Genomic DNA, 15,089 nt, shown 5'->3' on the forward strand with positions numbered 1-15,089 from the left:
CCGTTTTTTGTTGTTCTGCCTTCAGGACGGCGAGAGATATCAACCTGACAGATGGTATTCAAGCACCCCTGCGTTTGGCCCGCAGGGTCGGGTCGGCTTGGGTCGGGTCCTCGGGCCAGGGGTGCTTGGGGTATTGCGCGCGCATGTCCTTGCGTACATCTGCATAGGACCCGGCCCAGAACCCCGGCAGGTCGCGGGTGATCTGGATCGGGCGTTGCGCGGGGGACAGAAGGGTGACCTTCAGCGGCTCGCCCCCCACCATCGGGTGCTGGGTGACCCCGAACATCTCCTGCAGGCGAACGGCGATTTCGGGCACCGCTTTGCCATAGTCGATCGGGACCTTGCGCCCCAGTGGCGTGACAAAGGCCGGGGGCGCGCGGCGGTCCAGTTCCAGCATCTGGTCCCAACTCAGCCGCGCCTGAAGGGCGGGCAGCAGGTCGAACCGCTTCCAATCCTCGGCGCTGCGCACGCCGGTCAGCATCGGCAGCAGCCAGTCCTCGAGCGTTGTCATCAGCCCGCTTTCCGAGAAATCGGGCAGGTCGACGCCTGCCGCCCGCACCAGCTCGACCCGCGCGGCCAGTCGCGCAGCCTTGCCCTCCAGCCTCAGGCCCAGATCGCGCACGCCGTCCAGCATCGCGCGGGCCACGGACTCGTCGGACACGTCCTTCCAGATGCGGTCATCGAGCACCAGCGCACCGAACCGTTCCTGCCGCCGGGCCACCACTCGGCGGTCCCGTTTCGACCAAGCGCAGGTCTCGACCCATTCGATCTGGTCGGCGAACAACGCGCGGATCTCGGCTTCGGTGATCTGCGCGGCCATGCGCAGCCGGGCCTCGCGCGGGTTGCCGTCAGTGTCGATCGCCACAAGGTATGGCGCTGCGGCCATCGGGTCGCCGGGGTCCATCACCACGCCCTTGCCGCCCGACAGCACATAGCGCGGCGCGTCGCCCTTGCGCCGCTGACCGACCCGGTCGGGATAGGCCAGCGCGGCCATCGCCGCCGGGCCCAGCGGGTCGCCTTCAGTCTTGATCTGGCCGTGCAGCCGCTTCGCCTCGGACCGGATCCGGTCCAGAATGCCGGGATTGGCGGGCCAGACCCGGTTGCGCTGGTAGGCGCGCGGATCGCGCAGCGCCTCGAGCCGCAGCGACAGGTCCACTGGAGCGCCCTTCAACGGGTCGCGCTCGGCCATCAGGGCAGCCAGCGGGGCGGCCTGCGCGCCGGCCGTGACCAGCATGTGTCCCAACCGCGGATGCAGGGGCAGGCCAGCCAGTGCGCGGCCATGTTCGGTGATACGGCCCTTGCCGTCCAACGCGCCCAGCATCCGCAGCAGCGCGCGCGCCTCGGCCAGCGCCCCCTCGGGCGGTGGTGTCAGAAAGGCCAGATCCTGCGGCTCGGCCCCCCACAGGGCCAGTTCCAGCGCAAGTCCGGTCAGGTCGGCGGCCTCGATCTCGGCGGGTGGAAAGGCGGGCAGGGCGCCTTCCTCACCCTTGGACCACAGGCGAAAGCACAGCCCTTCGGCCACGCGGCCCGCGCGGCCCGCGCGTTGGGTCGCCTCGGCGCGTGTGACGCGCTCGGTCACCAGCCGCGACATGCCCGAGCCCAGATCGAACCGCGCGCGGCGGGCCTGTCCCATGTCCACTACCACCCGGATGTCCGGAATGGTCAGCGAGGTCTCGGCGATCGAGGTGGCCAGCACCACCTTGCGCCCGGTCTCGGCAGGCGCAAGGGCGGCGCGCTGGGCGGCAAAGGGCAGGGCGCCGAACAGCGGCCGGATCGCGCAATCGCCGGGCAGCCGGCCGGCCAGCGCGGCCTCGGCCCGGCGGATCTCGCCCTCGCCCGGCAGGAACACCAGAATGCCGCCGCCGGTGGTGCGGGTCTCGCGCTCGGCCTGAACCACCAGGTCGACCAACGCGTCCAGCCGCCGCGCCTGCGGGCCCAGCGGGCGGTCCAGCCAGCGGGTCTGAACCGGAAAACTGCGCCCCTCGGATGTCACCAGCGGCGCGTCCATCAACCGCGCCACCGGATCGGCATCCAGCGTGGCCGACATCGCCAGCAGGATCAGGTCGTCGCGCAGCGCGCCGGCGACCTCGAGGCACAGGGCCAGCCCCAGATCGGCGTTCAAAGAGCGTTCGTGGAATTCGTCGAAGATCACCGCACCCACACCGGGCAGGTCGGGTTCGGATTGCAGCATCCGGGTCAGGATGCCTTCGGTCACCACCTCGATCCGGGTGGCTTTCGACACTTTCGCCTCGCCCCGCACGCGATAGCCGACGGTCTGGCCCGCGCGTTCGCCCAGTGTCTCGGCCATGCGTTCGGCGGCGGCGCGGGCGGCCAGCCGCCGCGGTTCCAGCATCACGATCCGCCCGTCGCACAGGCCGGCGTCGCGCATCGCCAGCGGCACGCGCGTGGTCTTGCCGGCCCCGGGCGGAGCCTGCAGCACTGCGCGGCCGCGCGCGCGCAGCGCGACGATCAGGTCGGGCAGGGCATCGTCGATCGGTAGACGGGTCATACCGCCTTATCGCCAAAGCCCCGTCCAAGGTCCAGAACGCCTGCGTCAAATCCCGCGCGCGGCGGTACTGGACAAACTCGGCCCATCCCCGTCATCTAGGGCAGATTTCGACGAAGGACCCCGCCCATGACCACAGCCGAGCTTGCCGACAGGATCCTCAAAGGCGACCGCCGGGCGCTGGCCCGCGCGATCACCCTTGTCGAAAGCACCCGCGCCGATCACCGCGCCCAGACGGCGCAGCTGATCAATGCGCTGTCGGGCGCCGGGCGGCAGGCGCTGCGCATCGGCCTGTCGGGAACGCCGGGGGTAGGCAAATCCACCTTCATCGAGAGTTTCGGCATGATGCTGATCGGGCAGGGACTGCGGGTGGCGGTTCTGGCGGTCGATCCCAGCTCGGCCCGGTCCGGCGGCTCGATCCTAGGCGACAAGACCCGGATGGAACGCCTCAGCCGCGAGCCGAACGCCTTCATCCGCCCCTCACCCAGCCAGAGCCACCTAGGCGGCGTCGCCCGCCGCACGCGCGAGGCCATCGCCCTGTGCGAGGCGGCCGGGTTCGACGTGGTGCTGATCGAAACGGTGGGCGTGGGCCAGTCGGAGACCGTGGTGTCGGAAATGTCTGACCTGTTCCTTCTGTTGTTGGCCCCGGCCGGCGGGGACGAATTGCAGGGCGTCAAGCGGGGCATCATGGAGATGGCCGACATGATCCTTGTGAACAAGGCCGACGGCGACCTGAAAGCCACCGCTACCCGCACCTGCGCCGATTATGCCGGGGCGCTGCGCCTGCTGCGTAAACGCCCGCAGGACCCCGAGGGATTTCCCAAGGCGATGACAGTCTCGGCGGTCGAGGAGCGCGGCCTAGACCAGGCCTGGGCCGAGATGCAGGCCGTGGCCGACTGGCGCAAACAGAACGGGCATTGGGATGCCAACCGCGCCGAACAGGCCCGCTATTGGTTCGACCAAGAGGTGCGTCACGCCCTGCTCGCCAAGCTGGAGACCCCGCGGGCCCGGTCCGAGATGGATCGGCTGGGCGCCGAGGTCGGGGCAGGGCGGCTCAGCCCCTCGGCCGCGGCTGAACGGATGTTGCAGGCACTTGCGCAGATCTAGGCGCCCTGTGGGCGCGGCAACGAAAGCTTTGTGCAGCAGCGTGTTGTCATGTAGCCTGAACGCGAAAACCGAGGCCGGCCGGCTGCATTGGACAGGGCGCCATATCTTGCACGCAGGACGGGCAAACGCGACGGGACGGGCCGACCATGCCCAATATCAACGGGACGAATGGCAACGACAATATCGATGTCAGCAATGACAGCGGCACGCTGAACGGCTCTCCGCAAGGCAGCCCGATCGACGGCATTCGCGCGCGTGGCGGCAATGATGTCGTGACCGTTTCCAACAGTACGATTTCCGGTTCGGTGCGCGGCAATGCCGGGATCGACACGCTGATGATCGTCAACAGCGCCATTGGCGGTCGCCTGACCGCCGGTGCCGACGACGACACCGTGACGGTGCAAGGTTCGACCATCGGCAACATTCGCCTCGGCAGTGGCAATGACACGTTGACGCTGCAGGCAACCTCGGTGTCCGGCGACATCCAGGGCGGGTCGGGTAGCGATACGCTCAACTTGCCGGCCGGGACGGTCGTCACCGACAGCAGCTTTGGCACGTTCACTGTCGTCGATGGCACCAGCTATTCTCTGACCAGCGGATCCTTCGCCCTGCCATCCGGCCAGACGATCACCTATTCGCAGTTCGAAAAAGGATCCGGCGTCCCCTGTTTCACCCGTGGCGCGCGCATCCTGACACCGCATGGTCCGGTGCCCATCCAGAACCTGCGCCTTGGGCAGCTGGTCCGGACCGATTCGGGCGGCGACCAGCCGATCCGCTGGATCGGATGTCGCGCGTTCAGCGCGACCGAAATCCGGGCAAACCCCAAGCTGGCCCCGGTGCGGATCCTTGCCGGTGCGCTTGGGGCCGGGCTGCCTGCGCGCGATCTGCTGGTGTCTCGGCAGCACCGGATGCTGGTCCAGTCCCCCATCGCGCGGCGCATGTTCGGGCAGGATCAGGTGTTGATCCCCGCCATCAGGCTGACGGCGCTGCCGGGCATCTTCGTCGATGACGCCATTCCGGGGGTGGAGTATTTCCACCTGCTGTTCGACCAGCACCGAATCGTGTTTGCCGAGGGCGCTCCAACTGAAAGCCTGTTCACCGGCCCCGAGGCGCTGCGGTCGCTGGGCGCGAAAGCGCGAGAAGAGATCCTCGCCATCTTTCCGCAATTGGCAGGCGGGGTTCACGTGTCGAACCCGGCCCGCACCATTCCACGCGGGCGCCAGCAGGCCCGATTAATCGCGCGGCACCTGCGCAACGCAAAACCGTTGCTGGCCGAAAACTGGGGTGCGGGGACATGATCGGGAGGGGGAGCAAAGATTTCGCGCTACCCGTCTTGACCCTTGAAGCGATTCCCACTAAACGCATCCAACCAGTTTTCGGGCGCGACTTCGGGTTGCGCCCCTTGTGATTTGGCCGCGTGCAGCAGCCCGGCCCACCAGAAACAAAGGATGAAACCATGTCGCGCCGTTGCGAACTGACCGGAAAAGGCCCGATGACTGGCAACAATGTCAGCCACGCCAACAACAAAACCAAGCGTCGCTTTCTGCCCAACCTGAACGACGTGACCCTGCAGTCGGAAACGCTGGGTCGCGGCGTCAAGCTGCGCATCTCGGCGGCTGCCCTGCGCTCGGTCGACCACCGCGGTGGTCTGGACGCCTTCCTGGCCAAGGCCAAGGATGAGGATCTGTCCCCGAACGCACTGAAAGTGAAGAAGGAAATCGCCAAGGCACAAGCCTCGGCCTGATTTCCCCACAGGTCTTGTTTTTAGCCCCCGTGCCTGTTGGCGCGGGGGCTCTTCGTTGCGCAGACATCTTTGTACGGGTTTGGGCCTTCGCGGGCGCGCATCCTTGACGCCAAACAATTTCGCGTCAAACGGTGAAATTGTTCACATACAATGCGCGAGAATCTTCTTAAGCATGTACGTATTGCAGCGGCGGAGCGATGAGATGTCTGCGAAAACCTCCAAATTTCTTTCAGTCCTTTCGACAATTCTGGTCGAGTCGGTATCCATTTGCACCCGGATGCAACGGCGGGTGAACCGCCTGCACACAGGCCTGACGACCCAGCGCGACGACCGCGATTTTTTCTGACCTCCCTGACAACTGGACACGGGGCAGCCCATTTTTTGGCCGCCCCGTTTTTTTGCAGCGCCAAACTGTCTCAGGCGGGTCAATCCCCTTGTCGGATTTCCTCGATCGCGCCTATACCTCGGGCGAGATGACCCGGACCCTGCGTACGATCCTGCCGATTGCCCTGTCGCTGCTTCTTGCGCTGACAGCACAGAGCGTTGCCGCCTCGCGCGGCATGGACAGGGCCGTGGGGCAGATGGTGCTGTGTACCGGCACGGGGCCGGTCGTGGTCTACATGGACGAAAACGGCCAGCCGACCAAGGCGCCGCATTATTGCCCGGACTATGCTCTCAGTCTTCTGGGGGCGGTGTTTGCCGACCAGCTACCGCATCCTCTTGCACCGGATCGGGTCCAGCCCGGCCCGCTGCGCGGAACCTCTGATTTGGTGGTCGCGCTGGTCCACGGTCAATCGGCCAGGGGGCCTCCGATCCGCGTCTGAGATCGTTTCCAAAACATTCAGACACGTTTCAAGGAGAGGCCCAAATGCGCTTCCAATCCACTTTTCTGGCAACTTTGGCTGCTACCGTCTTGTCCACCGCCGCTTTTGCCGACAGCATCATCTCGGTCGAGGATGCTTATGCCCGATCCTCGGGCATGAACGCCAAGGCCGGTGCGGCATTCATGATGATCAAGAACACCGGCGACACCGATGACCGGTTGGTTTCGGCCCAGTCGGACGTCGCCGCGCGGGTCGAGCTGCACACGCACAAGATCGACGAGAACGGCGTCGCCAAGATGATGCAGGTCGAGGAAGGCTTTGCCATCCCGGCCGGCGAAGCCCACATGCTGCAACGTGGCGGCGACCACGTGATGTTCATGGGGATCAAAAAGCCGTTCGAGCAGGGTGCGAAAATTCCGGTCACTCTGGTGTTCGAGCAGGCCGGCGAGGTGCAGGTCGAGATCCCAGTCGATCTCGAGCGCCAGGACGGTCACATGAAGCATTCGAACTGACGGCACGCCTGTCTTCTGGCCGCGCTGCGGCCGTCATCCGTGCGTCAGGCCGGGCAATGCCCGGCCTGTTTGCGTAGGACCTATCTGTTGACGGTGCGGATGGTCACCCGATCGCCCGCGCGCTTGAACCGGGCCGCCATGAACAGCATGACCGCGGCGAAAGCCAGCGCGGAAAAGGCGATGGCCCAGCCCAATGCCACCAGCCCGCTGCCGGGCCAGAAGATCAGCACCAGCCCGATCACCAGCGCCACAAGGCCCGAGTTGCGTACCGTGGCTCGCTCGGGGTCCAGCGGGTGCATCTGACCCAGCGACATCAGCGACCCGATGCCGATGATCAGCGCCCAGGCCCCCAGCAGGAAGAACGCCAGTCTGGCGGTGCCCTCGGGCCAGATCAGCAGGACCAGCCCGATCAGCACCGCGCCGAAACCCGCACCGCCGATCAACCCGCGCCGGCCAAAGCCCAGCAGCGTCAGCCCGCCATCGAGGATCAGCAGAACACCCACCAGCCGCAGCAGCAGCGCGATGCTGCCGGTAGGCCAGAACAGCGCCGCGATGCCCACCGCCCCCGCCAGCAACCCGCGCAACAGGAAGGTCCACCACAGGTCAGCAAGGGTTTCCCCTAGCGCTGCACGCCCATCCAGCGCGCCGTCATCCAAGACCTCGCCCTGCGGCCTGTCCGGTTCGGTCATTGCAAACTCCCTGTCTGGTTTGGTTCAGCATAGCCTGCGGGGCGGCCTCAAGTCACCTCTGAGCCAACAGGAGATCGACCCAGTGCGGCACCACCTGCGTTGCCGGTCCGAACAGGGTCTCGTCGAAACTGGATACGCCTGCCGAGGGCTCCAGGTTCAGCTCGACCGTTCGCGCGCCGGCGGCGATCGCCTCGTGCACGAAGGCCGCGGCCGGGTAGACCTGTCCCGAGGTGCCGATGGCCGCGAAGATATCGGCCTGCGCCAGGTGGCCATAGATCTGATCCATGAAATACGGCATCTCGCCGAACCAGACGATATCGGGCCGCGCGGTCAGACCGGCGCAGGCGGGGCAGGATTCATCCACAGCCATTTCGGCCGGGGCGGGCCAGCGGTGGCCACAGGCCGCGCAGAGCGCGCCCGCCAACGTGCCGTGCATGTGGATCACACCGGTCGCGCCCCCGGCTTCGTGCAGGCCATCCACGTTCTGCGTCACGATCACCACCTCGCCGGGCCAGTCGCGCTGCAGCCGGGCCAGTGCCCGGTGGGCCGCGTTCGGCTGTGCCTGCGCCGCCTGCACCCTGCGCGCGTTGTAGAAGGCGTGAACCAGCGCGGGGTCGCGGGCAAAGCCCTCGGGGGTGGCCACGTCCTCGATCCGGTGTTGCGCCCACAGCCCGCTTTCGTCGCGAAAAGTGCCCAACCCGCTTTCAGCCGAAATCCCGGCCCCGGTCAAAATCACGATCTTTCCCATCCGCCCTCCGCGCGCTACACCCGAGTCATGTCACAGCGTATCCTGTTTGTCTGCCTCGGCAATATCTGCCGCTCGCCCGCCGCTGAGGGCGTTTTCCGCGCCCGCGCGCACCACCACGCCGCCGACAGCGCCGGCACGTCGGACTGGCATGTGGGCGATCCGCCCTATGTCCCAATGCAGCGCGCAGCCCGTGCCCGTGGGCTGAACCTGAGTGACCTACGCGCGCGACAGTTCATTGCCGCCGATTTCGACCGGTTCGACCTGATCGTCGGGATGGATGACGGCAACATCGCCAAGATCGAAGCGCTTCGCCCGGTGGGCAACGCAACCCCGGTGCGCCTGCTGACCGATTTCGCGGCCCAGACCGGTGCCGATCATGTGCCCGATCCGTACTATACGCGCGACTTCGACGGCGCGCTGGATCTGATTGAAACCGCCGTCGACGGGCTGATCGCGTATCTGGACACCTAACCGCCGATCACCCTGAACTGCCCGGACAGCCAGGGCAGGCGGGTCAGGCAAGGGTCGATCATCTGGCTCTGCATCAGGTGGCGGGTCATGCCGGCCACCTCGCGCGGGACCTGATCGGACCAGTCGGACCGGGTGAACAGGGAAATCCTGCGCGACGCAGCGCCGAACGGGGCGGGGTGCACCTCGAGCCCGTCATGGAACCGGGCGGCCCGCATGTAGCCCAGCGGCGTGGTGATCGCCCAGCCCAGCCCGCGCGCGACCATCGCCATCAGCGCCAGGTGCGAGCCGATCTCGAACCGGTCCTCGAACTCAAGCTGCGCGCGGGCCAGATGGCTTTCGATCTGGCGGCTGATCAACTGTTCGCGCGCATAGCGCAAAAACGGAAGGGATCGCAGGGCTTCCTCGTCCACAGCGCTGCCGTTGGGCGCCACAAGGATGAACGGGTCCTGCACCAGCGGATATTCGACCACGTCCTCCAGAACCTCGCCGCTGTGAGCCGATACGGCCATGTGCAGGCTCTGGTCTTCGAGCGCGCGGAACAGATCCAGGCTGGACAGGGTGATCAACTTGAACCGCGACCGGGTCAGACGCTCGGCCAGAAGCGTGGCCAGGCGAGGGGTCAGGTCATTGTCGAAATCGTCGATCAGCCCAATCGACAGGGTTGTCAAATGGCCCAGGTCCATGACCGAAAGCTCGCTTTGGGCCATCTGCAGCTCGGCCAGAACCGCCTCGGCCCGGGCCAGAAAGCTGCGCCCGGCGGGTGTCAGGCGCATGGGGCGGCGGCCGTGATCGACCAGATCGGTGCCTAACGCCTTTTCCAGATTGCGCAACTGCTGGCTGACCGACGGCTGGCTGAGCCCCGTGATCTCGGCGGCCTGCGCCACCGAACCGGTCCGCGCAAGGGCCGCAAATACTTCCAGCCCACGCAGGGTCAGCCCCTTCATTCCCATGCAACACACCTTTCGCTGCGCCATTCCTGCGGTTCGGCACAGGTCAGGTCAAGCACTGGCCCGTTGCCCTCCTAGCTGCAACTGGCCTGAGCGACCTGCCCAAAGGCCTGATACCGTTCCCACAAAGCATCGTCGCGGGCGCTTTTCGACATTTTGATTGCCTGCGCCTGGTTCGGGTCGGTAAACCATTTGGCGATGGTTTTTTGGTCGCTGCGGGTCAGCACCTGGTCGGCGACGCTCTGGATGCAGTTGCACCGTTGCCGTGTCGCGGCGGTGCGGTCCGACGCCAGACAGGCCCGTTTGATCTGCGCCGCGTCGGACATGGCCGGCGCCACCGCCGTCAGCGTCGATGCGCAAACCGCAATCAATAGGAAGTGTTTCATGCTCATGCCTCGCTTTGCCTGCCCGGAGAGGTCTTGCGCCTCTCTCAGCTGCGCGCAGTATGAATCAAACCTCGATCCCGATCAACACGCATCATCTCATGCATCAGCGTCGCGCCTTCGCGACGGGTCAGAGCAGGCCGGGCAATTGCCATGCGCGCAGCCCCATCGAGGTCAGGGAAGAACAGCGCATCTGGCGTGCCCGACTGCGCCGCCGATACCAGCAGGCTTTCGGAAAGGGCGCCGTTGGCGCGTACGATGGCGTGCCGGTCCAGCATGAAATGGTGATACGTCACCGTGAGGGCCGGCGACAGCGCAGCAGCGCCCGCGTCGACAAGGCTGATGGCCGGCACGAAAACCTGATCCATCCCGAACATTAACTCAACCGACGGATGCGCAACCAAAAGCCGGTGCTGCTGCGACACGCACAGCGGAGCCGTATTGTCCAAGGTTCCCGCTGGTATCGTTACCATGCGGAACCGTCCGGCGGCGATCACGCTCTGCCGACCGACCCACTGCACCGGCTGAAACCCGTGATCCAGCGTCCAAACCCGGTCGCCCACGGCAAGATTCTCGACCGCGATCTGGCCGCGCTCGGTCTCGATCAGGGTGCCGGGCGCATAGCAGATCGGGGTGACATAGGCGCTGGAGTCGAAATTGGGTCCTTCCTGGGCGCTGATCACCGTCAGCGGGACGCCCGCGGGCGGAAAACTTCCGGGCCCGCCGATGAAGGCCAACCCCTCGACAGTGGCAAAGCTGGGCGATGAGTTGTTCACGTTGAACCCGACCGCCTGCCAGGTATTGGTCCCGTCGGTCAGGGTGATGCCGTATTCGGCCTCGACCCGCGTGCCGTTGGAATACAAGGTCCCGTCGATGGTCTGGTCGCCGTTCAGCCGCTGGTTGCCGTCATTGTCGCGGAAATCGGTGTCGGCGCCGGCATCGGTGATGAATATTTCGGTCGGGTTGACCGTGTTGAAGGTGATCGTCTGTCCCACCAGGTGCGAGCCGTCCCCCTGGGTGACGCCGTCCAACTGTTCGCCGCCCGAGATGGTCATCTGCGACTCGCCCAAAACGTAGATAGAATAGTCCGCCATGTCCTGCCTTCACGCCTCTCCCGGTGCCGCAGCTTCGCCTGTCAGTCCCAACAACGGGTAAACGCCGGTTGCCAAAGTCGCTCCTGACCCCTTCTACCCTGCGCTTCCCTGCTTGACGAGGTGACAATCTGCGGACATATCCCCCTTCATGACAGACCTCGCTCATATCCGCAATTTCTCCATCGTCGCGCATATCGACCATGGCAAATCCACCCTTGCCGACCGGCTCATCCAAGAGACCGGAACGGTGCAGGATCGTGACATGAAGGAACAGCTGCTCGACAGCATGGATATCGAGCGCGAACGCGGCATCACCATCAAGGCCAACACGGTCCGCATCGACTATACCGCCGACAATGGCGAAAAGTATGTGCTGAACCTGATCGACACCCCCGGCCACGTGGACTTCGCCTACGAGGTCAGCCGCTCGATGCGCGCGGTCGAAGGCTCTTTGCTGGTGGTTGACTCGACGCAAGGGGTCGAGGCGCAGACGCTGGCCAATGTCTATCAGGCCATCGACGCCGACCACGAGATCGTGCCGGTGCTGAACAAGATCGACCTGCCGGCCTCCGATTGCGACCGCGTCGCCGAACAGATCGAGGACGTGATCGGCATCGACGCCACCGACGCCATTCAGGTCAGCGCCAAGACGGGGCAGGGCATCCACGAAACGCTCGAGGCGATCGTGCACAAGCTGCCCGCGCCCAAGGGCGAGCGCGACGCGCCGCTCAAGGCGATGCTGGTCGACAGCTGGTACGACTCCTACCTCGGCGTGATCGTCCTGGTCCGCATCATGGACGGCGTTCTGAAAAAGGGGATGCGGGTCAAATTCATGTCGAACGGCACCCTGCACCATGTCGACCGCGTCGGCGTCTTCCGCCCCGAGATGCAGATGGTCGACAGCTTGGGCCCGGGTGAGATCGGCTTTCTCACCGCCTCGATCAAGCAGGTGCGCGACACCCGTGTGGGTGACACCATCACCAATGACCGCAACGGTGCCGAAACCCCGCTGCCGGGCTTCAAACCCGCGCAGCCGGTGGTGTTCTGCGGCCTCTTCCCCGTGGACAGCGCCGAATTCGAAGACCTGCGCGACGCGATCGAGAAACTGGCCCTCAACGACGCCAGCTTCTCTTTCGAGATGGAAACCTCGGCCGCGCTGGGCTTTGGCTTCCGCTGCGGCTTCCTGGGCCTGCTGCACCTCGAGGTCATCCGCGACCGCATCGAACGCGAATACGATATCGAGCTCATCACCACCGCGCCCAGCGTGATCTATCACGTCTACATGAAAGACGGCGAGATGATCGAGCTGCACAACCCCGCCGACATGCCCGACATGTCCAAGGTCGACCACCTGGAAGAGCCACGCATCAAGGCCACCATCCTTGTGCCCGACGAATACCTGGGCGACGTGCTGAAACTCTGCCAGGACCGCCGCGGTATCCAGATGGACCTGACCTATGCGGGGCAGCGCGCCATGGTCGTCTATGACCTGCCGCTGAACGAGGTCGTCTTCGACTTCTACGACCGCCTGAAATCGGTGACCAAGGGCTATGCCAGCTTCGACTACCAGATGACCGGCTACCGGCAGGACAACCTGGTCAAGATGTCGATCCTGGTGAATGACGAGCCGGTGGACGCGCTGTCGGTCATGGTCCACCGCGACCGCGCCGAGACCCGCGGCCGCGCCATGTGCGAAAAGCTGAAAGAGCTGATCCCGCGCCACATGTTCAAGATCCCGATCCAGGCGGCCATCGGCGGCAAGGTCATCGCGCGCGAGACCCTATCCGCCCTTCGCAAGGACGTGACCGCGAAGTGTTATGGCGGCGATGCGACGCGGAAACGGAAGCTGCTGGAAAAGCAGAAGGCCGGCAAGAAGAAGATGCGCCAGTTCGGGAAGGTTGATATCCCGCAGGAGGCGTTTATTTCAGCGTTGAAGATGGACAGCTGAGGCTGTCCATCTTCAGTGACGATGAACGGCAGTGGTTGGTTTAGCCATCCGATCGTTCCCCTTTCGGTCGGTCGGAAGTTCTTGGCGACGTGCTATTATTGGCTGTTTTCGGCTGGAAAATTTCTATTTTCTTTGATTGCAAGATCGAACGCGAACCAAAGCCTGAACCAGAGGTGTCGCTGTCAGTTCGTGACTGGACTCTTCCGTTGATATTTTTGGGTCTGGATTAACAGGCGGTCAACACTTGTGGCAAAATCGGCAAAAAGATACCTTTGAAATACCACTTTTGCGTGCGTTCCTGAGTACTGCTACCGGAGGAGTGGAGATGACGTTCCCAGGCAGGCAAAACCTCTCGCTATATGGCCGGAATTTTAGGCCAAAGGAGGTTTTGATGCCTCACTGGTGTCATCTTCGGTTACCCGGGCAGGAAATAGCCTGTCCGTCAGACCGCAAGGCGCACATGCGCCGGGGCGTCCCGCCAATTATGGGCGTCAGCTCAGTAGGCTCCTCACTATTTCAGAAGGAAAGGAAGACTACTATGTGGAAGGCGTCTGTTGCAAGTATCGCATTGGTATTGTCTCTGGGGGTGGCGGAGCCTGCCAAGGCAAGTTCTGAAGTTGTAATTCCGGTCATTGAGCAGGTTCGCTCCGATGGGTTTGTGGTTGCCAGCATGCGCAAGCACTGGACGGGGCGGATGATCATTGTTTCTTACAACACTGACTATGTTCGTGAGACCGTTATCAACGGAAAAACTGGCGCAATCATCAGAGATGAGTTGAAGCCACGTGACAGAGTGACCGAAACGACTTACGCCACCGCCAGCGGGTCGGCAAGCGGCAATGGCAATTCGCAGAGGAACACCAGTAGTCGCGGCTCAAGTCGTTCTGGCGCCGGTGGATCTAACGGCGGGGGATCGGGCGGCAGTGGATCCAACGGTGGAGGATCAGGCGGCGGAGGATCTAACGGCGGTGGATCTAACGGCGGCGGATCGGGCGGTATCGGTGTCGATGCCGAGGCAAGCGTCGACGGCGGGGGTATCAGCGCTGGTGTGGGCGCCAGTGTCGGAGGTCTGGGTGTTGGCGTCGGGATTGGCATTGGAAAGAACTGACTGCGTTCAGCAACCAACTCACGGAACGCGGCGCGGCGCAATCCCCGGGCCGCGCCGACCCGGCCCTATTCAGTGCCAGAGGTTTGCCGCCGGCAAATCGGGTGGAGGGTTTTCGCCCGGGGGCTACGCCCGTTCAGGTCGGCCGCGGCCCTCATCTCTGCTGACCGACCGCCACACCCGCGCTTGTCGCCGGTGGCGATTCCGCCCGACCAAGGTCCGCTGAGCCGGGGGGCGTTTCGTGATATACTTCGCCTCTCACCATGGGAGGATACACCGATGAAACATCTGACGATCGCATCCGCACTCTGGCTGTTCGCCGTGCCCGCTTTCGCGTCTCAATGCCCCACCGACATCGCCGCCATCGACGCGGCGCTGGCGGCGGGGACCGAGCTCAGCGACGAGCAGGTCGCGCAGGTCGAGGCCCTGCGCAACGAAGGCCAGCAACTGCACGACGCCGGGGATCACCAGGCCTCGGTCGATACGCTGGCCAAGGCCAAGGAAATGCTGGGCCTGAACTGATCCTGCCACCCGTCGACAAGTCTGAGAGGGGCCTCCCCGCAATGTGAGCCACTTCACAGCCCCGCTGATCCGCACCTGCTAAGGTTGACCCCACGGAAACCAGCGGCGGAGGCCCCATGTCCATGATCCCCATCATCGCGCTTGGATCGGCGGGTCTCTATTCCGTGGCCATGATCTCGATGAAGTTCTGGTGGAAACTTCCCGGCCTCGGGTTGGGGCTGCTGATCGTCGCCACCTTGCTGGCTGCCGCCACGCTGGAACTCGCCGCGCTGCGCGACGAACGGCTGGGCATCATCTATACCGGCATTCTGGGGGCCGAGGTTGTGCTGATCGCCATCGCCTCTTTCTTTCTGTTCGGCGAATCCTTTTCCTACCGCGAGGGGCTGGGCATCACCCTCGTCATTATCGGCACTGCCCTGGCCTGGGCCTGATCCCACCTTGCCGCAACCTGCGCGACACGGGTGCGGAAAGGGCGCCCCGCCGCACGGA

General features: G+C 64.7%; 16 protein-coding genes. 10 read left to right on the forward strand and 6 right to left on the reverse strand.

Annotated elements, in window-relative coordinates:
• Positions 1 to 58 precede the first annotated feature (58 nt).
• Positions 59 to 2,509, reverse strand: coding sequence for an ATP-dependent helicase HrpB (gene hrpB, locus AC2FMN_RS12330; protein WP_496688483.1), 2,451 nt, complete (start codon positions 2,507 to 2,509; stop codon positions 59 to 61).
• Between the two features lie 126 nt (positions 2,510 to 2,635).
• Between hrpB and meaB the strand changes: the two genes are divergently transcribed.
• The 5 genes from meaB to AC2FMN_RS12355 all read left to right on the forward strand — a co-directional run bounded on the left by meaB (position 2,636) and on the right by AC2FMN_RS12355 (position 6,693).
• Entirely contained in the window at positions 2,636 to 3,613 is a 978-nt protein-coding gene (gene meaB, locus AC2FMN_RS12335) for a methylmalonyl Co-A mutase-associated GTPase MeaB (protein ID WP_496688485.1), read from the forward strand.
• A 146-nt stretch (positions 3,614 to 3,759) separates the two neighbouring features.
• The gene (locus AC2FMN_RS12340) at positions 3,760 to 4,911 is read left to right on the forward strand and encodes a Hint domain-containing protein (RefSeq protein WP_496688486.1); all 1,152 of its coding nucleotides are present in this window, start codon (positions 3,760 to 3,762) and stop codon (positions 4,909 to 4,911) included.
• Positions 4,912 to 5,069: 158 nt separating this feature from the next.
• Positions 5,070 to 5,357 carry a 50S ribosomal protein L28 gene (gene rpmB, locus AC2FMN_RS12345; protein ID WP_040634222.1) on the forward strand — a complete coding sequence of 96 codons (288 nt, stop codon included), beginning with the start codon at positions 5,070 to 5,072 and terminating at the stop codon, positions 5,355 to 5,357.
• 434 nt (positions 5,358 to 5,791) lie between these two features.
• A complete protein-coding gene (locus AC2FMN_RS12350; RefSeq protein WP_496688488.1) occupies positions 5,792 to 6,181 on the forward strand; it encodes a hypothetical protein in 390 nt (129 codons plus the stop codon).
• Between the two features lie 44 nt (positions 6,182 to 6,225).
• Positions 6,226 to 6,693: a copper chaperone PCu(A)C gene (locus tag AC2FMN_RS12355; RefSeq protein ID WP_496688489.1), complete on the forward strand. Its 468-nt coding sequence runs from the start codon at positions 6,226 to 6,228 to the stop codon at positions 6,691 to 6,693.
• 80 nt (positions 6,694 to 6,773) lie between these two features.
• On the opposite strand, the gene AC2FMN_RS12360 is transcribed toward AC2FMN_RS12355, so the two are convergent.
• A complete protein-coding gene (locus tag AC2FMN_RS12360; RefSeq protein WP_496681669.1) occupies positions 6,774 to 7,382 on the reverse strand; it encodes an HdeD family acid-resistance protein in 609 nt (202 codons plus the stop codon).
• A gap of 52 nt (positions 7,383 to 7,434) precedes the next feature.
• Positions 7,435 to 8,130, reverse strand: coding sequence for an NAD-dependent deacylase (locus AC2FMN_RS12365; RefSeq protein WP_496688491.1), 696 nt, complete (start codon positions 8,128 to 8,130; stop codon positions 7,435 to 7,437).
• Between the two features lie 27 nt (positions 8,131 to 8,157).
• Here AC2FMN_RS12365 and AC2FMN_RS12370 point away from each other — a divergent pair, with 27 nt between their 5' ends.
• The gene (locus AC2FMN_RS12370; RefSeq protein WP_496688493.1) at positions 8,158 to 8,601 is read left to right on the forward strand and encodes a low molecular weight protein-tyrosine-phosphatase; all 444 of its coding nucleotides are present in this window, start codon (positions 8,158 to 8,160) and stop codon (positions 8,599 to 8,601) included.
• Here AC2FMN_RS12370 and AC2FMN_RS12375 read toward each other — a convergent pair.
• The 3 genes from AC2FMN_RS12375 to AC2FMN_RS12385 all read right to left on the reverse strand — a co-directional run bounded on the left by AC2FMN_RS12375 (position 8,598) and on the right by AC2FMN_RS12385 (position 11,025).
• Entirely contained in the window at positions 8,598 to 9,551 is a 954-nt protein-coding gene (locus AC2FMN_RS12375; protein ID WP_496681678.1) for a LysR family transcriptional regulator, read from the reverse strand. The genes AC2FMN_RS12370 and AC2FMN_RS12375 overlap by 4 nt on opposite strands.
• Positions 9,552 to 9,622: 71 nt before the next feature.
• Positions 9,623 to 9,934: a hypothetical protein gene (locus tag AC2FMN_RS12380; protein ID WP_496688495.1), complete on the reverse strand. Its 312-nt coding sequence runs from the start codon at positions 9,932 to 9,934 to the stop codon at positions 9,623 to 9,625.
• Between the two features lie 44 nt (positions 9,935 to 9,978).
• On the reverse strand, positions 9,979 to 11,025 hold the full coding sequence (locus tag AC2FMN_RS12385; protein ID WP_496688497.1) for a Hint domain-containing protein: 1,047 nt from the start codon (positions 11,023 to 11,025) through the stop codon (positions 9,979 to 9,981).
• A 148-nt stretch (positions 11,026 to 11,173) separates the two neighbouring features.
• Between AC2FMN_RS12385 and lepA the strand changes: the two genes are divergently transcribed.
• From lepA to AC2FMN_RS12405, 4 genes are all read left to right on the forward strand, one after another.
• The gene (gene lepA / locus AC2FMN_RS12390; RefSeq protein WP_496688498.1) at positions 11,174 to 12,973 is read left to right on the forward strand and encodes a translation elongation factor 4; all 1,800 of its coding nucleotides are present in this window, start codon (positions 11,174 to 11,176) and stop codon (positions 12,971 to 12,973) included.
• A 538-nt stretch (positions 12,974 to 13,511) separates the two neighbouring features.
• Positions 13,512 to 14,081: a hypothetical protein gene (locus AC2FMN_RS12395; RefSeq protein ID WP_496688500.1), complete on the forward strand. Its 570-nt coding sequence runs from the start codon at positions 13,512 to 13,514 to the stop codon at positions 14,079 to 14,081.
• Between the two features lie 276 nt (positions 14,082 to 14,357).
• Entirely contained in the window at positions 14,358 to 14,600 is a 243-nt protein-coding gene (locus tag AC2FMN_RS12400; protein ID WP_496688502.1) for a PA2433 domain-containing protein, read from the forward strand.
• Between the two features lie 116 nt (positions 14,601 to 14,716).
• Entirely contained in the window at positions 14,717 to 15,031 is a 315-nt protein-coding gene (locus tag AC2FMN_RS12405) for a hypothetical protein (RefSeq protein WP_490360453.1), read from the forward strand.
• Positions 15,032 to 15,089 lie beyond the last annotated feature (58 nt).

This window comes from Ruegeria sp. BHSC037, from assembly GCF_059613045.1.